Origin of the sequence: Parvularcula maris (genome assembly GCF_024505085.1) — a bacterium.
Lineage (GTDB): Bacteria > Pseudomonadota > Alphaproteobacteria > Caulobacterales > Parvularculaceae > Parvularcula > Parvularcula maris.
The window spans coordinates 26,403-39,458 of sequence record NZ_JANIBC010000003.1 but is presented as its reverse complement, the minus strand read 5'-3'; the positions used below and the strand labels follow the sequence as shown (position 1 = coordinate 39,458).

18 protein-coding genes are annotated in these 13,056 nt (G+C 65.6%); 2 read left to right on the top strand and 16 right to left on the bottom strand.

The genetic code is table 11. The features are described from left to right. Positions 1-136: 136 nt before the first annotated feature. From NOG11_RS05875 to NOG11_RS05825, 11 genes are all read right to left on the bottom strand, one after another. Positions 137-1,198: an EscU/YscU/HrcU family type III secretion system export apparatus switch protein gene (locus tag NOG11_RS05875; RefSeq protein WP_256618776.1), complete on the bottom strand. Its 1,062-nt coding sequence runs from the start codon at positions 1,196-1,198 to the stop codon at positions 137-139. Next, on the bottom strand, positions 1,195-1,953 hold the full coding sequence (locus NOG11_RS05870; RefSeq protein ID WP_256618775.1) for a flagellar biosynthetic protein FliR: 759 nt from the start codon (positions 1,951-1,953) through the stop codon (positions 1,195-1,197). Before NOG11_RS05870 ends, NOG11_RS05875 begins: the two co-directional genes overlap by 4 nt. Then, entirely contained in the window at positions 1,950-3,983 is a 2,034-nt protein-coding gene (locus NOG11_RS05865; protein ID WP_256618774.1) for a flagellar biosynthesis protein FlhA, read from the bottom strand. Before NOG11_RS05865 ends, NOG11_RS05870 begins: the two co-directional genes overlap by 4 nt. Positions 3,984-4,068: 85 nt before the next feature. Continuing rightward, positions 4,069-4,329 carry a flagellar biosynthetic protein FliQ gene (locus NOG11_RS05860; RefSeq protein ID WP_256618773.1) on the bottom strand — a complete coding sequence of 87 codons (261 nt, stop codon included), beginning with the start codon at positions 4,327-4,329 and terminating at the stop codon, positions 4,069-4,071. Continuing rightward, positions 4,326-4,592: a flagellar hook-basal body complex protein FliE gene (gene fliE, locus NOG11_RS05855; RefSeq protein ID WP_256618772.1), complete on the bottom strand. Its 267-nt coding sequence runs from the start codon at positions 4,590-4,592 to the stop codon at positions 4,326-4,328. The genes NOG11_RS05860 and fliE overlap by 4 nt, the downstream gene beginning before the upstream one ends. Before the next feature lie 12 nt (positions 4,593-4,604). Next, positions 4,605-4,991, bottom strand: coding sequence for a flagellar basal body rod C-terminal domain-containing protein (locus tag NOG11_RS05850; RefSeq protein WP_256618771.1), 387 nt, complete (start codon positions 4,989-4,991; stop codon positions 4,605-4,607). Next, entirely contained in the window at positions 4,991-5,302 is a 312-nt protein-coding gene (locus NOG11_RS05845; protein ID WP_256618770.1) for a hypothetical protein, read from the bottom strand. Before NOG11_RS05845 ends, NOG11_RS05850 begins: the two co-directional genes overlap by 1 nt. 57 nt (positions 5,303-5,359) lie before the next feature. Continuing rightward, the gene (locus tag NOG11_RS05840) at positions 5,360-5,782 is read right to left on the bottom strand and encodes a flagellar biosynthesis repressor FlbT (RefSeq protein WP_256618769.1); all 423 of its coding nucleotides are present in this window, start codon (positions 5,780-5,782) and stop codon (positions 5,360-5,362) included. Beyond that, the gene (gene flaF / locus NOG11_RS05835) at positions 5,782-6,150 is read right to left on the bottom strand and encodes a flagellar biosynthesis regulator FlaF (protein ID WP_256618768.1); all 369 of its coding nucleotides are present in this window, start codon (positions 6,148-6,150) and stop codon (positions 5,782-5,784) included. Before flaF ends, NOG11_RS05840 begins: the two co-directional genes overlap by 1 nt. An 81-nt stretch (positions 6,151-6,231) precedes the next feature. Further along, complete coding sequence (locus NOG11_RS05830) at positions 6,232-7,479, bottom strand: flagellin N-terminal helical domain-containing protein (RefSeq protein ID WP_256618767.1); 1,248 nt, start codon at positions 7,477-7,479, stop codon at positions 6,232-6,234. A 152-nt stretch (positions 7,480-7,631) separates the two neighbouring features. Then, the gene (locus NOG11_RS05825; RefSeq protein WP_256618766.1) at positions 7,632-7,883 is read right to left on the bottom strand and encodes a hypothetical protein; all 252 of its coding nucleotides are present in this window, start codon (positions 7,881-7,883) and stop codon (positions 7,632-7,634) included. Between the two features lie 827 nt (positions 7,884-8,710). Between NOG11_RS05825 and NOG11_RS05820 the strand changes: the two genes are divergently transcribed. Both NOG11_RS05820 and NOG11_RS05815 read left to right on the top strand, forming a co-directional pair. Continuing rightward, the gene (locus tag NOG11_RS05820; RefSeq protein WP_256618765.1) at positions 8,711-9,097 is read left to right on the top strand and encodes a flagellar hook-length control protein FliK; all 387 of its coding nucleotides are present in this window, start codon (positions 8,711-8,713) and stop codon (positions 9,095-9,097) included. 8 nt (positions 9,098-9,105) lie between these two features. Continuing rightward, entirely contained in the window at positions 9,106-9,351 is a 246-nt protein-coding gene (locus NOG11_RS05815; RefSeq protein ID WP_256618764.1) for a flagellar hook assembly protein FlgD, read from the top strand. Positions 9,352-9,577: 226 nt separating this feature from the next. Here the strand turns inward: NOG11_RS05815 and NOG11_RS05810 are convergent, their stop codons facing one another. The 5 genes from NOG11_RS05810 to motA are packed head-to-tail and all read right to left on the bottom strand — an operon-like array spanning position 9,578 to position 13,020. Further along, a complete protein-coding gene (locus NOG11_RS05810; protein ID WP_256618763.1) occupies positions 9,578-10,231 on the bottom strand; it encodes a flagellar basal body L-ring protein FlgH in 654 nt (217 codons plus the stop codon). After that, positions 10,228-10,617 (bottom strand): flagellar basal body P-ring formation chaperone FlgA, encoded by a 390-nt coding sequence (gene flgA / locus NOG11_RS05805; protein ID WP_256618762.1) that lies wholly within the window; start codon positions 10,615-10,617, stop codon positions 10,228-10,230. Before flgA ends, NOG11_RS05810 begins: the two co-directional genes overlap by 4 nt. After that, entirely contained in the window at positions 10,617-11,402 is a 786-nt protein-coding gene (gene flgG, locus NOG11_RS05800; RefSeq protein ID WP_256618761.1) for a flagellar basal-body rod protein FlgG, read from the bottom strand. The genes flgA and flgG overlap by 1 nt, the downstream gene beginning before the upstream one ends. A gap of 29 nt (positions 11,403-11,431) precedes the next feature. After that, positions 11,432-12,145: a flagellar basal-body rod protein FlgF gene (gene flgF, locus NOG11_RS05795; RefSeq protein ID WP_256618760.1), complete on the bottom strand. Its 714-nt coding sequence runs from the start codon at positions 12,143-12,145 to the stop codon at positions 11,432-11,434. Further along, entirely contained in the window at positions 12,145-13,020 is an 876-nt protein-coding gene (gene motA / locus NOG11_RS05790) for a flagellar motor stator protein MotA (protein WP_256618759.1), read from the bottom strand. Before motA ends, flgF begins: the two co-directional genes overlap by 1 nt. Positions 13,021-13,056 lie beyond the last annotated feature (36 nt).

Sequence of the window (13,056 nt, the reverse complement as noted above, 5' to 3'; positions counted from 1 at the left end):
CCAATGGGAGAGGTCGAAGGCTGCCTCGGCAGGCTTCGGGTGAGGGCATTCCCGAGACCAAGCTCAGTACCCCTACTCGCCCTCACTCGACATCGCAGATGTCGATCTCTCCCGGAGGGAGAGATAAGCCTCTTCCCTACCCCTTCCGCCTAAGCGCCCGCATCCGGTCGGCGAAGCGGATGGCGGCGGCCACCGCCTGGAAGTGCTCGGGCTTCACCGGGTCGCCCATCTCCACGCTGGCGTAGAGCGCGCGAGCCGCGGGCGGGTCCTCCTTGATCGGAACGCCCGCGTCGAAGGCGGCACTGCGAAGGCGCAGGGCAATCTCGTCCACCCCCTTGGCCACGCAGCGAGGGAGCTCGCCGCCGGTGCGGTCCCATTTGAGGGCCACGGCGTAGTGGGTGGGGTTGGTCATCACCACATCCGCCGTCTTGATCTCCTGCATCATCTGGTGAAGCGCGATGGCCTCCGCCCTCTTGCGGCGCTGCGCCTTGAGGCCCGCATCACCCTCCTGCTCCTTCTGCTCGTCGGCGGCCTCCTGACGGGACATCTTCAGGCGCTTCTCGCGCTGTGCACGGACGAGGGGCAGGTCGATGAGCGCCGCCGCCCCGGTGATCGCCACGCCGATGGCCAGCATGACGAGAAGCTCTCTTAAGAGAAGCTGCGGCAGCGCTATCGGCGGGGCCGCGAAGGCGCGGCTGATCCGGCCTGCCTCAAAGACCAGCGCGGTCACCCCGACACTGCTGAGAGCGACGACCTTGACCATCGACTTGACGAACTCGAGGAGCGCCTGGGGGCCGAACTTCTTGCCCGCGCCCTTGATCGGGGAGACCTTGTCCAGCTTGGGCGCGATCCTCTGCGGCGCGAAGACGATAGCGTCCTGCACCGCCAGGGCGATGAGGGTGGCTGCCGCCGGGAAGACGGCGAGGGGCAGGACGAAGAAGAGCCCCGCCCTGATGAAGCGCCAGCCTAGCCCCTCGAAGAGGACCGCCGCCCCTGCCCCCTCGGGCCTGAGGAGGAGGATCTTCAGCTCGCTAGCCAGCGATTGGGCAAAGGGCACGCTGGCGAAAAGGCCAAGGAGGAGGCCAAGAAGCGCTGCCGCGGTCACGAGCTCCTGGGAGCTCTCCACATCCCCTTTCTTCTTCGCGCGGGCTTTCTTGTCCGGGGAGGCCTCGACGACCTTATCGGCTGCGTCGCTCACGAGAGGATGCCTCCCATCTTCGCGGCCCATGCCGTCAAAAGCGCGCCGGCCGTCAGCATGAGGAGGACGAGGCCTCCAAGGGTGATGCCGGGGAGGCCTACAAAAGTGACCATGAGCTGCGGCATGGCCCGGTTGAGAAGGCCGAGGAGGATATAGAAGGCGAAGTTCAGCACCATGAAGGGCGCGGCCAGCATCACGCCCAAGGCGAAGGCCTCGGCGGTGAGGTCCAGCGCCCGCTCGGCCATAGCCGCGCTGTCTGCCTCGAAACCGTAGCCCAAAGGAACCACGGCGAGGTGCTCGACGAACCTAGCCAGCGCCACCACTTCGAGGTCGGCGGTGAGGAACATCGTCACCGCCGCCATGACCAGCGCGTTGGAGACCGCGCCGCTGCTGTCGCCCTCGGCGCTGACGCCGAAGAGCTGGCTAAGCGAGAGGGCCTGGGCGATGACCGAGCCGGTGACGCCGAGCGCGAAGACGAAGACGCGGATGCCAAAGCCTAGAAAGAGGCCCTGGAACGCCTCGGTCAGAACGAGGGGTATCAGCTCGCCTTCCGGCGTCGGCGTGGTCAGTGGCAGGAGCAGCGCCGTCAGCGCCAGGCCAAGGGAGAGCTTGACCCGCACCGGCAGGGTCTGCGCGCCGAGGCCGGGGAGGAGCGCGATGAAGCCCCCTAGCCTACAGAAGAGCGCCAGCATGGTCTCGAGGTTCGCGCCCAATGCCTCGGCGAGAAGGCCGAGCCCGGTCAACATCCCGGTCATGCCGTGCCGAGGAGCTTGGGCCTGGCGTGGCCCTGGATCTCGTCGATGGAGAGCACCGGGTTGCGGATGCCCTGGGCTGCGAGGAGGCCCCTGACCGTCCGGCGCAGGGTGGCGTGGACCGCCACCACCGGGTAGGCCCCCGCCTCCGCCGCCCGGTCGATCAGACGGCGGATGGCCCCCGCGGCATCGCTCTCTGCGCGGTCCTTCTCTTCACCGGAGAGGCGTTTGGTCAGCTCAGGCCCCAGCGCGATAGTGGGCAGCTCGCCCGTCTCCCCTGCCAGCTTGCCGACAAAGGTGAAGGCGATGCGGCGCCTGACATGCTCGGCGATGTCGCCGGGCATGAGGTCGGCGGCCTTGGCCTCCGCCGCCGCCTCGATGATAAGGGGGAGCTGGCGGATCGAAACCCGCTCGGCCAGGAGGTCGCGGATGACGCCCTGCAGGAGGTCGTGCGTGACCTTCTCCGGGATCATCTCCTCGATGAAGCGGCGGTTGGAGGCGGCGCGGTCGGGATCGGTGACGTTCGTGTACGCATCGAGTACGGCGCGGAGGGATTTGCGGGTGACGAGCCGGGCGAACTGCGCCTGCACGGTCTCGAGCAGGTGGGTGGCCATGACCTCCGAAGGCTCGACCACGGTGACGCCCGCTACGATCATCTGCTCCTTGCCCGGAAAGTCCACCCAGCGGGCGGCGGCACCGTAGACAGGCTCTGTGGCCTGCTCGCCGGGAATGTGAGCCTCCTGCTCGTGGGGGAGCAGCGCCAGCCACCGTCCAGGGCGCAGCTCGCCCTTGGCCGCGCGCACTCCCTGCACCTTGATCTCGTAGCCCTGCGCCGGAAGGGTCGAGCGGTCGGTGACGCGCACCGGCGGCAGGATGAAGCCGTACTCCTGGGCGATGAAGCCGCGGATCTTCTCCACCCGCGCATCGAAGCCGTCGCGGTCGGAGACCACCGAGGAGACTAGGTCCGGCGCAAGCTCCACATGAATCTCGTCCACATCGAGAAGGTCGCCGAGATTGGTCTCGGGTTTGGTATGCGTCTCCGTGGGTTTGTCATCCGTAGGCGCAGGGCCTGCCTTGTACTGACGCCAGGCGAGGTAGCCCAAGAGCCCTGCTCCGAACACGAAGGGTAGAAAGGGCAAGCCCGGAAAAAGCGCGAAGGCGACCATGACACAGGCCACGGTGACGAGCGCCTCGGGCCTGCCTCCAAGCTCGCGCAGGAGGGCGAGGTCCACTGCCTCCTCGCCGCGGCCCTTTGAGAGAAGAAGCGCTGCGGCCACCGAGATGACCACGGCGGGGATCTGGCTGACGAGGCCGTCGCCTACGGTGAGGACGGAGTAGTTCTCGATGGCCTGGCCGAAGCTGACCTTGTGCACCAGCATGCCCACCACGATGCCGGCGACGAGGTTGAGGATGGTGATGAGGAGCCCCGCCACCGCGTCGCCTTTGACGAATTTCGACACACCGTCGAGGGAGCCGAGAAACGCCGTCTCCTGCTGCTCTTTCTGGCGAAGGATCTTGGCTTCTTCGTGGGTGATGGCGCCTGCCGCGACGTCGGCATCGATGGCGAGCTGCTTGCCTGGCATGGCGTCAAGGGCGAAGCGGGCGCCCACCTCGGCCATCCTTCCCGCGCCCTTGGTGATGACAAGGAAATTCACCAGCACAAGGACGGAGAACACGATCAGACCGATCGCGATGTTCCCCCCCATGATGAACATGGCGAAGCCCTCGATCACCCCTCCGGCGGCTGCGGTCCCGGTATGCCCCTCACCGATGATCAGCTTGGTCGAGGAGATGTTCAGCGCCAGCCGCAGAAGAAGCGAGACGAGGAGGATCGCCGGAAAGCTCGAGAAGTCGAGCGGGCGCTCGACGAACAGTGTCGTGACGAAGATGAGGATGGCGAAGGCGAAGCTTGCCGTCAGCCCGAGGTCCAGGACGATGGGCGGCACGGGCAGCACCATCATGATGAGAATTGCCACAAGCCCCAAGGACAGCGCCACGGTGGGGCTGATTTTCAGTTTCGTGAGTTGTTCCATACCCTGCCCCATTTGTAGGGCGGAACGCGAAGCTTTCCGCCGCTATCACGCACCCATTGCTCGGCGGAAAGCTTCGCGTTCCGCCCTACGAGAACAGCGCCAGCACTTCCCGCTCGAAGAACCCCACCAGCATCGTCACCATGAACCCAGCCGTCATCCAGAAGATCAGCACGATGACCACGAGCTTCGGCACGAAGGTCAGCGTCAGCTCCTGGATCGAGGTCAGCGCCTGGACCAGGCCGATGATAAGGCCCGCCATCAGTGCGGAGACCAGGATCGGCGCCACCATGACCATGCCGATCCTCAAGGCCTCGCGCAGAAGCTGAAGGATGTCGGCTTCCGTCACATTGGCATCCGGAGGATTTCTTGATAGGCGGAGACCACCCGGTCGCGTACCGTCACCGCCGTCTGGAGGGCGAGCTCGGCCTGGCTGAACGCTTCGACCACGGATTGGGTATCGAGCTTCTTCGCGGCGAAGGCTTTGGCCGCGTCGTCGGCCTTGTCGAAGATGGCGCCGAAGCTGTCGGCGAGGCCTTTGAGGCCGCCCCCTGCCTGGAGGCCCCTCATCTGGCCGTAGCCGCTGGCGGCGCTGATATCGGAGATGTTCATCGCTTCTGCTCCCTAGCGTTGAAGAAGATCGAGAAGGCCGCGGTAGAAGCTCTGGGCTTGCTTGAAGGCCTGGACATTGGCGTCGAAGCTGCGCCGTGCCTCGCGGGCATCGGCAAGCTCGACCATCAGATCGACATTGGAAAGGCGTACCATGCCCCGCTCGTCAGCTAGCGGATGGTAGGGGTCGTAGTGCTCCCTCCCCTCCTTCGGCGAAAGGCCGGTACGCGCGACCTCCGCCCCGCCGCCCGCCATCTCGCGGGCGAACATCAGCTTGCGCTGGTAGCCGGGGGTGTCGACATTGGAGAGGTTCTCGGCGGACAGCCTGAGGCGGTGGCTCTCGAGCTTCATGCCGGAACTCGCCGCGCCCATGGCACCCTGGATGGGATCGACACCGGCCATCAGCGCGGCCCCGCCGCTGCGACCCGCAGCATGTTGAGGGTGGACTTCCACAGCGTCAGGGAAGCCTGATGGTCCGCACCCGCACGAGCGAGGGACAGCATCTCCGTCTCGGTGGAAATGACCTCGGGCACGGCGAAGCTGCGAGGCGCCTCGCCGCCGCGCCGGACCATGTCCTCAAAGGACTGGACGGCGAGCCGCTCGGCACCCGGAAGATCGGCGCGGGCGAGGTTGCTCGTCACCGCCGCATGAGCGTGGGCCGCGTGCCGCGCCAGCGCGCTCGTCAGCTTGAGGGTCGATACTGGTGCTTCCATCCGAAACTCCGTTCAGGCTTCGGAAAGGAAGATATACAACCTGTGGTTACTAGGGTCTTAACAGGCCCTTGCCAGTTGCTCGCGCTGGTGGTGCTGGGCGGAGAGGAGCAGCGCCTCCTCGGGCAGCAGCTTCTTGAGCTGGCGAAGGACGAGGTAGTACCGGCCTTCGAGCGCCAGGGTAAGGGCCGCTGCGGCTTCCGCCCTCTCCCCCAGCGCCTCTTTGAGCTGGCGCAGCAGGTGGCAGAGCGCCCCCTTCCCCGGCCCTTCCTCGGTCAGGCCTAAAACCAGAAGTTGTGCGGTGTAGTAGGCGCGGGTCACCGGGGTCGAGACCTGGTCCGGGTGCAGCGCATCGGACTGGCGCAGCACCTTGGCGCCCTCATCGGGTACGCGGAGCTGCGTCTTCTTCGGCCCGTTCTGCAGGACGTGCTCGCCCACCAGGAAAGTCTCCCAGGGGCGAAGGTTGAGGATCAGGCCCGCCATTAGGCCGCTTCCCGGCTTGCTTGGCCGAGGCCGGCGATGATGTTCGAATTGATTTCGACGAAACCTGCCAGCACCTCGTTGTCGCGAATTGCCGCGCCCGTGTTCTTCTCGACATAGGCTGCGATGGAGATGAGCGCCGCCTTGACATCGTCCGGGCAGTTGTTCTGCGGATTGGCGAGGTCCGAGGCGAAGGTCAGCCAGAGCTTGCGGTTGTCATCGAGGGCTTCGCGCCGCCTCGCGCCGCCCGCCCCGGCATTCTCCCTCGCACCGCGTAGACGCATGGTGATGCGCTCCAAGACTTCGCGCTCGAGGTTCCTGCCCCCTCCGCTGGTTTCTTTTTGTACTGACTGATAGCCTTGATACTGCACGCCGGTCGTCCCTTCCCGCTATGATCCGTCTACGTAGAAAGGCCAGCCGGGGACGGACTCCCGGCTGGCCTCCGGCTCTCCTTAACGGAAGAGAGCCAGGAGGGCGCTCGGTGCCGAGTTGGCAATCGAGAGCGCCTGGATGTTGAGCTGCTGCTGCACCTGCAGGGCCTGCAGTTGAGCGGAAGCTTCCTCCAGATTGGCGTCCGTCAGGCCTGCCACACCGGCTTCGAGGGAGCCGATCAGCGAGGTGACGAAGTTGTTCTGGATGTCGATGCGGTTCTGCACCGAACCGAAGGATGCGGTGGCGTCGATGACGGTCTGGATCATGTCCTCGACATCCAGGAGAGCCTGGTTGATGGCGGTCTCGTCGGTGGTGTCGACGTCGATGCCGACCAGGCGGCCAAGATCACCGCCCGATACGCCGTCGGAGAAGCTATCCGAGGTGAAGGCCACACCCGCGCCGCCATTGTTGGTGACGGAGATGACCGCGTCCTGGGTCTCTGGATCCGTACCCAACGTGACGGTGAAGTCGACGTCCGGTGCGGAGCCTGGCGAGACGGCCTCCATCTCGGCGAAGCGCTTCTCGGCGGCCTCGACCAGCTTCTCGGCGACGTCGTTCACCGTGTCGCCTTCGCGCGCGATGTACTCAACGGTTTCGGAACCGATGGTCATGTCGAAGCTGTAGCCGGCCTGAATGTTCGTACCCAGCGTGCCGGCTTCGATCGTGAGGGTTTCCGTTCCGGCAGCCGCGATGGTACCGGCGGAGATGGTGGTGTCACCAACGGCGTTGGCAGCCACAGCGGTGGTGCCGAACGTGCCTTCGACCTGGCGGAAGTCGGCCCGCTTCACGGCGATGCTCGCCGTGCTGACAGTGCCGGAAGCGTCACGGTCGAGGGACGAGAGAACCTCGACATCGGCCCCGCCCTTGAGAAGGTTCAGGCCGTTGAACTGCGCCGCGTCAACGATCGAGCCGACCTGGTCACGCAGCGCCGCGATGTCGCGCTGGATGGCCTTGCGGTCGACGTTCTGCTCCTTGGCGGAGACGATCTCGGCCTTGATCTCCTTGAGGAGGTTGGTCACCTGCTCGGACGCTGCCCGGCCGACTTCCACGGTGGAGAGGCCGAGATTGAGGCTGTCGGTAATCTGGCGGAAGCCCATCACGTCGGACTCCATCACGGCACTGATGGCCCAAACGGCAGCGTTGTCGCGGGCGGTCGCGACCCTCTTGCCGGTGGAGATCTGGTCCTGGATCTTGAACAGGTCCGTGTTCACCTTGTTGAGGGTCATGAGAGCGACCTGGGCGCTCTGGTTGAAGTTGATGGAAGACATCTCGTCTTTCCTCCTTTGAAGAGCCGGCGCGGGTTCCCCTTCCTCGGGTCCCGCCAGCCTCCGCAACATCCGGTTGCCTCTCCTCCTTAGGTTGCAGTGCTTAAGCTCCCGTGAACCACGAGAGAAAAGTGGCCGCTGTGGAGAAAGTCCTGTCAGTAGGCCTTGAGCACCTTGTAGAGATGATCAGTGAACGCTGCGTCCTGGGAAGCGAGCTCACCGGCTACGCGGTCGATGACCACCGAGGCCAGACTGTCGAGGCTGTCCTCTCCGGTAGAGAGCGCTTCGCTTAGCCCCCCGTGGCGCAGCATGTCGGCGAAGAGGGCGGCGTGCAGCTTCTCCGCCGCCTCCCGGTTGGGGTCGGGGGTTTGGCCGGGCTGAGGACTGGTGATCAGATTCACTTCCATGGACGGTTTCTCCTTATCACGCCGCGTACCGACATTGCGCGTAAAGGTTGAAGTAAGGTTTCCGAACTATTTCTTTCCCCATGAACGGACTTCCTCAGATGATCGCGACCAAGCCGCTCTCCGCCGCGAAGGCCGAGGCGGTCAAACCCCTGCCCGCTGAAGCGGAAGCCAGTGCGTTCGGGCTGCTCGTCCAGGCGCCCCCGCTTATTACCACAGGCGAGCAGCACCTTGCGCCTAGCGGGACGCAAGCCGTCAAAGCGCAGCCCGTCTTGACGGAAGGCAAGTCCGCTCTTTCCGGCGGAACGGCTCTGCCCGAGCCCGCGTCGTCCGAGGCCAAGACGGCAACAGTATCGCCGCAGAACGACGCGCTGTTAACTGATGGCACTCGGACGGCTACGAGCAGCCGTCAGAGCCCAGCGCCGACTTTCTTACCAGGGGAAGAAGCGGTCCAGGTTTCCCGTCCCACCGCCGAGAAAGCGGTGACGGGCCGGAAACCACCCGCTATTGCGGCCTCTATCGTCAGTACACCGCTTCGCCAGGCACAGGAGAGCGCGCAGCCCACCGCCGCTGCGCCGCAGCTCGCTCGACACGGGAACGATGGATCTCAGGCTGCGGGTCCTTCGAGGATCGAGACAACCGTATCTCCTAAGCAAGCTCACAATTCTTCTCTTCGCCCCGCGCCCCTCACGGCTCCCTTTTCCGAAATACAGATCAGTGCGGGTACGACCGCTTCTTCCGTAGAGACAGCACCTTCGCCCATCCTGACGGAGACCGGTAGGAACGCCGTTCCGCAAGCTGTTGCTACGCCGACGCCTGCCCAGGAGGCTATGAGAGCCGAGCCCCCCGCCCTCACCCAAGTCAAGGCGGCGATCGAGGCTCGTGACGGGGCGGCGCGTATCGAGCTTCGCCTCGACCCGCCAGAGCTCGGCCGGGTACAGATCGAGTTCGAGATGCGCGGCAACGGCCAGCTCCGCGCCGTTATCTCCGCCAGCGAAGCGGATACGCTCGACCTCATGCGCCAGCATGGCGGCAGCCTAGAGGAGGAGCTGCGCGACCAGGGCTTCGGCGACCTCTCCTTCGAGTGGCGCGGCGACGAGCAGTCGACGGCCAGCGATCAGGCGGATGGGCACCCCTCCGCTGCGACTTCTTCCGCCCCCGCCCCTTCTGCCGCCAACCCGTCAGGACCGAACCAAGGCCTCGACCTCAAACTCTAGGAGTCCCTATGGAAGTCTTCTCCCTCACCTCCGCCGCCAGTCAGGACCAGCGGCTCGAACCCAGAGCCGCCAGTTCGGACGAGATGAGCCAGTTCCTGCAGCTTCTCACGGCTCAAATCGAGAACCAGGATCCGATGGAGCCGATGGAAGCGAACCAGTTCATCGAGCAGCTCGCCACCATCAACAGCCTCGAGCAGCAGATCGCCTCGAACGGGCACCTCAAGGAGATTATCGGTCTGCTGAGGGAAGAGTAGGCCTAACCGGTTCCGATGCAAAACCCCGCCCATGATAGGGCGGGGCTTTTCTTAGCGTTCGTATTGAACGCAGACTTAACAAGGTTGTAAAGCTGGTGCTTCCCCCCCTCAGCCTACCGGCAGCTCCCCCTCGGGGAGGGGGAGCGAAACAGAGAGAAGCGTTCGTTCTGCGTCCCTCCCCCACTTGGTGGGGGAGGTGCCCGAAGGGCGGAGGGGGCCTATGCCGCTAAAAAGGCAGCACCGCATCAAGCAGCTTGTTGCCCCAACCCTTCCGAGCGGTCGCCGATAATGGCCCGCGTCCCGTGTACCGAATATCGGCCTCGGCGATGCGGTCGTGCTGGATGGTGTTGCCGCGGGAGATATCCTCGGGTCGGACGATGCCTTCTACGGAGAGGTAGCGTTTATCGCCGCCTACCTGGACGAGCTGGCTACCCTCGATGCGTAGATCGCCATTGGGTTCTGTACCGACAATCCTCGCAGCGAGGCGCAGGGTGATGCGGTCCTGACGCTGCACCCGGCCCTGACCGCGCACGCGCTGCTGCTGGCTCAGCTCCAGCGCCGGGTCGAAGCTCGCGCCTTCCGGCAGGCGCTGCAAGGCCCATTGGGGCAGCCCGGCGGCGGCTGGAAGAGTGAACTCCCGCTCGCTGGTCCGGTTGCGGTCGTTGTTGTTGAGGATCTGCGCCTCGTCATCGATGGCGACCAGCACGGTGAGAACATCGCCCACCTCCCGCGCCCGCCGGTTGCCGAAAAGGCTTTCGGGGTCCTGGTTCCAGAGCGAGGCGCTGGCCGCCGGACGCGGACGTTCCTTGCGGCGTTCCCCGCCTGTGTCGGTCGATGCGCAGGCAGTGACAAGCAGCGCAGACAGGAGAACGCGCTTCACGACGCCACCTCCACCCGGCCGGGTCCCGTGACCCGTGCCCTGATCGGCGCGCGCCGCCCCTCAAGGAGGATGTCCACGCTGTCGCCCACGGCGCCCTCGCCCGCCGCCCTCCCCTCGGTGCGCAGGACCAGCAGTCCACGGACGAAGATCACGCTGACCGCCTGCTGGCGCTTGACCGCGCGCGGCTCGCGCAGATCCGTAGGGCGCACGGTGCGCCCGGCGAAGAGCGGGCGTCTTGCCTCCAGCCCCACCATGCGGTCCACCTCGGCGCGTGGGCCGGAGAGGTCCGACGATATGAGGATCGTGCCGCGCGGCAGGGCGGCGTTCGCCGTGACCTCGGCACTGGCGCTGCCCATGAAGAGAGCCGCCGCGAGAAGCCAGCGCATCAGCGGATCCTCGTGGTCGCGGTCAGCATCTCGTCGGCGGCGGTCATGACCTTGGAGTTGAGCTCGTAGCCGCGCTGGGCCTCGATGAGGTCGGCGATCTCGGACACCACGTCCACGGAGCTCTCTTCGAGAAAGCCCTGGCGCATGAAGCCCGCACCGTCCACGCCAGCGAAGCCGCCGAGCGGCACGCCGGAGGCTTCCGTCTCGCGGTAGAGGTTGCCGCCGAGGGCTTCGAGGCCCTTGTCGTTGGCGAAGATGGTGATGCCGATGAGGCCTACCTCTTGCGGCGGGGTGCCGTCGGAGAAGACGGCGAAGACCTGGCCCTCAGCGGAGATACTGACCGAGCGGGCGTTCTCTGGGATGGCGATACCGCCCGAGACCGGGAATCCCTCGGACGTCACCAGCGTTCCGTCAGGGGACAGAGAGAAGCGTCCGTCCCTAGTATAGACCCGCTCGCCGGAGGGAAGCTCCACATCGAAGAAGCCTCTACCTTCGATGGCGATGTCGAGGTCGCCGCCGGTATTGGCGAGCGCCCCCTGGCTCTGCTCGGCCACCACCTGGGCGGTACGCACGCCGATGCCGAGCTGCACACCGCCGGGTACGATGGTGCCCGTCCGTGAGCTGAGCACGCCGGGGGTCACCTCCTGGCGGTAGAAGAGATCGGCGAAGGTCGCCCGGCGCGGCGCATAGGCCGTGGTCGACATATTGGCGATGTTGTTGGCGATGGTCGAGACGCGGGTCTGCTGGGCCGCCATGCCGGTGGCCGCGATGTTGAGCGGGTTCATCCTCGCCCTCCTCTTCTATGTTGGTGAAGCTATTGCTGGCCGAGCGCCTCGATCAGGGAGCGCAAACGCTCATGCTCGTCGGACTGAAGGTTGGAGCCGGCCTCATACATGCGCTGGGCCTCGATCAGGCGGGCCATCTCTTCGACGGGGGAGACATTGGCGTTCTCCAGGAAGCCTTGCCGGACGCGGGGGTCCTCATCGGCCTCGAGCCTTCCGCCTGCGGACCAGAGATTGCCGCCGGCTCTCGTCAGGGTTTCCGGCGTAGCTGCAAAGACGCCTAGCTGCGCGAAGGGCACGCCGTCGGCGGTGATCGTCCCGTCGCGGCCAATGGCGACCTCGCCGGTGCCGGGGGGCAGCTCGATGGGGCCGCCGCCCTCGTCCAGCACCGCGAAGCCGTCCGCGGTCACCAGCGCGCCTTCCGCATCGAGCTGAAAGTGGCCGTCGCGGGTGAGAAGTTGCTCGCCGCCCCGCTCGACACCGAAGAAGCCGTCTCCTTCGATGGCCACGTCCAGGGGCGCATCGGTAGCCTGGAACGCTCCCGCCGAAAGGTCCGTATAGTGACCGCGCAGCGAGCCCATGGACATCGCGTCCTGGCCGGGCACCTTCTTCATGAACTCGGCGAAGACGGCGGCCTCTTTCTTGTAGCCGGTGGTGGAGGCGTTGGCGACGTTGTTGGCGATCATCGTCAGCTCACGCATCAGGCCCGACTGGCGCTCCACGGAGAGGGTGATGGCGTCGGTCATCAGGCGGCTTCCTTCTCGGCCTTGGACCCGCGGATGGCCTCTTCGAGGTCGGCGAAGCTGGGTCGCATCTTGGAGGGGGCGTTGCGGCGCCCAACCTCGACGCAGAGGACCGGCGGGTGGCTGTGCAGCCAGTGGACCAACACCTCGCGGATCAGTCCGTAGAAGCTCTGCTCCTCCTCGCGGATCTGCTTCACCTTCTCGGCGATGGGAGCCATCATGCCGTAGGCGAGGAAGACGCCGAGGAACGTACCGACCAGGGCCGAGGCGATCATGCCGCCCAGGACCTCCGGCGGCCGGTCGATGGACGCCATGGTCTTGATGACGCCGAGCACGGCGGCGACGATGCCGAGGGCGGGCAGCGCGTCTGCCACCCGGCTGAGGGCATGGGCGCCGTGCAGGCTGTCCTCCTTCATCTGATGAAGCTGCTTCTCTAGCATCTCCTCGACCTGGAAGGCGTTGTCGAAGTTCATGATCATCGAGCGCATCGTGTCGCAGATGATCTCGACCGTGGCCTTGTCCTTCTGAATGCGCGGGTACTGAGAAAAGAGCGCCGACTCCGCCGGGTTCTCGATCTCGTTCTCTAGGGCCGAGGGGTCTTTCGAGCCGATCTCCACCAGCCGGTGCAGGAGGCAGAGAAGGTCCTGGTAGTCCGACTTCTTGAAGCGCGGACCCTTGATCATCGCCATGAGGTCGCTGCCCGTGTGCTTGATGACGCTGACCGAGTTCGAGGCGACGAAGGCGCCGAAGGCCGAGCCGCCGATGATCAGCATCTCGAAGGGGAGCGCTGCGACGATGACGTCCATGCTGCCGCCGGCCCAGACATAGCCGCCGAAGACTGCGAGGAGGGTGAAGACGATGCCGATGATCACAACCATGGGTCGAGCCTTACGCCCCCGATGGTTGCTAGAGGC

Excerpts from the sequence above, each read along its gene's own strand:
- flgA (WP_256618762.1), bottom strand. The coding sequence starts at position 10,617 with ATGCGCTGGCTTCTCGCGGCGGCTCTCTTCATGGGCAGCGCCAGTGCC.
- NOG11_RS05845 (WP_256618770.1), bottom strand. The coding sequence starts at position 5,302 with ATGGAAGCACCAGTATCGACCCTCAAGCTGACGAGCGCGCTGGCGCGG.
- NOG11_RS05830 (WP_256618767.1), bottom strand. The coding sequence starts at position 7,479 with ATGTCTTCCATCAACTTCAACCAGAGCGCCCAGGTCGCTCTCATGACC.
- NOG11_RS05825 (WP_256618766.1), bottom strand. The coding sequence starts at position 7,883 with ATGGAAGTGAATCTGATCACCAGTCCTCAGCCCGGCCAAACCCCCGAC.
- motA (WP_256618759.1), bottom strand. The coding sequence starts at position 13,020 with ATGGTTGTGATCATCGGCATCGTCTTCACCCTCCTCGCAGTCTTCGGC.
- flgG (WP_256618761.1), bottom strand. The coding sequence starts at position 11,402 with ATGAACCCGCTCAACATCGCGGCCACCGGCATGGCGGCCCAGCAGACC.
- NOG11_RS05820 (WP_256618765.1), top strand. The coding sequence starts at position 8,711 with ATGAGAGCCGAGCCCCCCGCCCTCACCCAAGTCAAGGCGGCGATCGAG.
- NOG11_RS05840 (WP_256618769.1), bottom strand. The coding sequence starts at position 5,782 with ATGGCGGGCCTGATCCTCAACCTTCGCCCCTGGGAGACTTTCCTGGTG.
- fliE (WP_256618772.1), bottom strand. The coding sequence starts at position 4,592 with ATGAACATCTCCGATATCAGCGCCGCCAGCGGCTACGGCCAGATGAGG.
- flgF (WP_256618760.1), bottom strand. The coding sequence starts at position 12,145 with ATGACCGACGCCATCACCCTCTCCGTGGAGCGCCAGTCGGGCCTGATG.
- NOG11_RS05865 (WP_256618774.1), bottom strand. The coding sequence starts at position 3,983 with ATGGAACAACTCACGAAACTGAAAATCAGCCCCACCGTGGCGCTGTCC.
- NOG11_RS05870 (WP_256618775.1), bottom strand. The coding sequence starts at position 1,953 with ATGACCGGGATGTTGACCGGGCTCGGCCTTCTCGCCGAGGCATTGGGC.
- NOG11_RS05815 (WP_256618764.1), top strand. The coding sequence starts at position 9,106 with ATGGAAGTCTTCTCCCTCACCTCCGCCGCCAGTCAGGACCAGCGGCTC.
- NOG11_RS05850 (WP_256618771.1), bottom strand. The coding sequence starts at position 4,991 with ATGGCCGGTGTCGATCCCATCCAGGGTGCCATGGGCGCGGCGAGTTCC.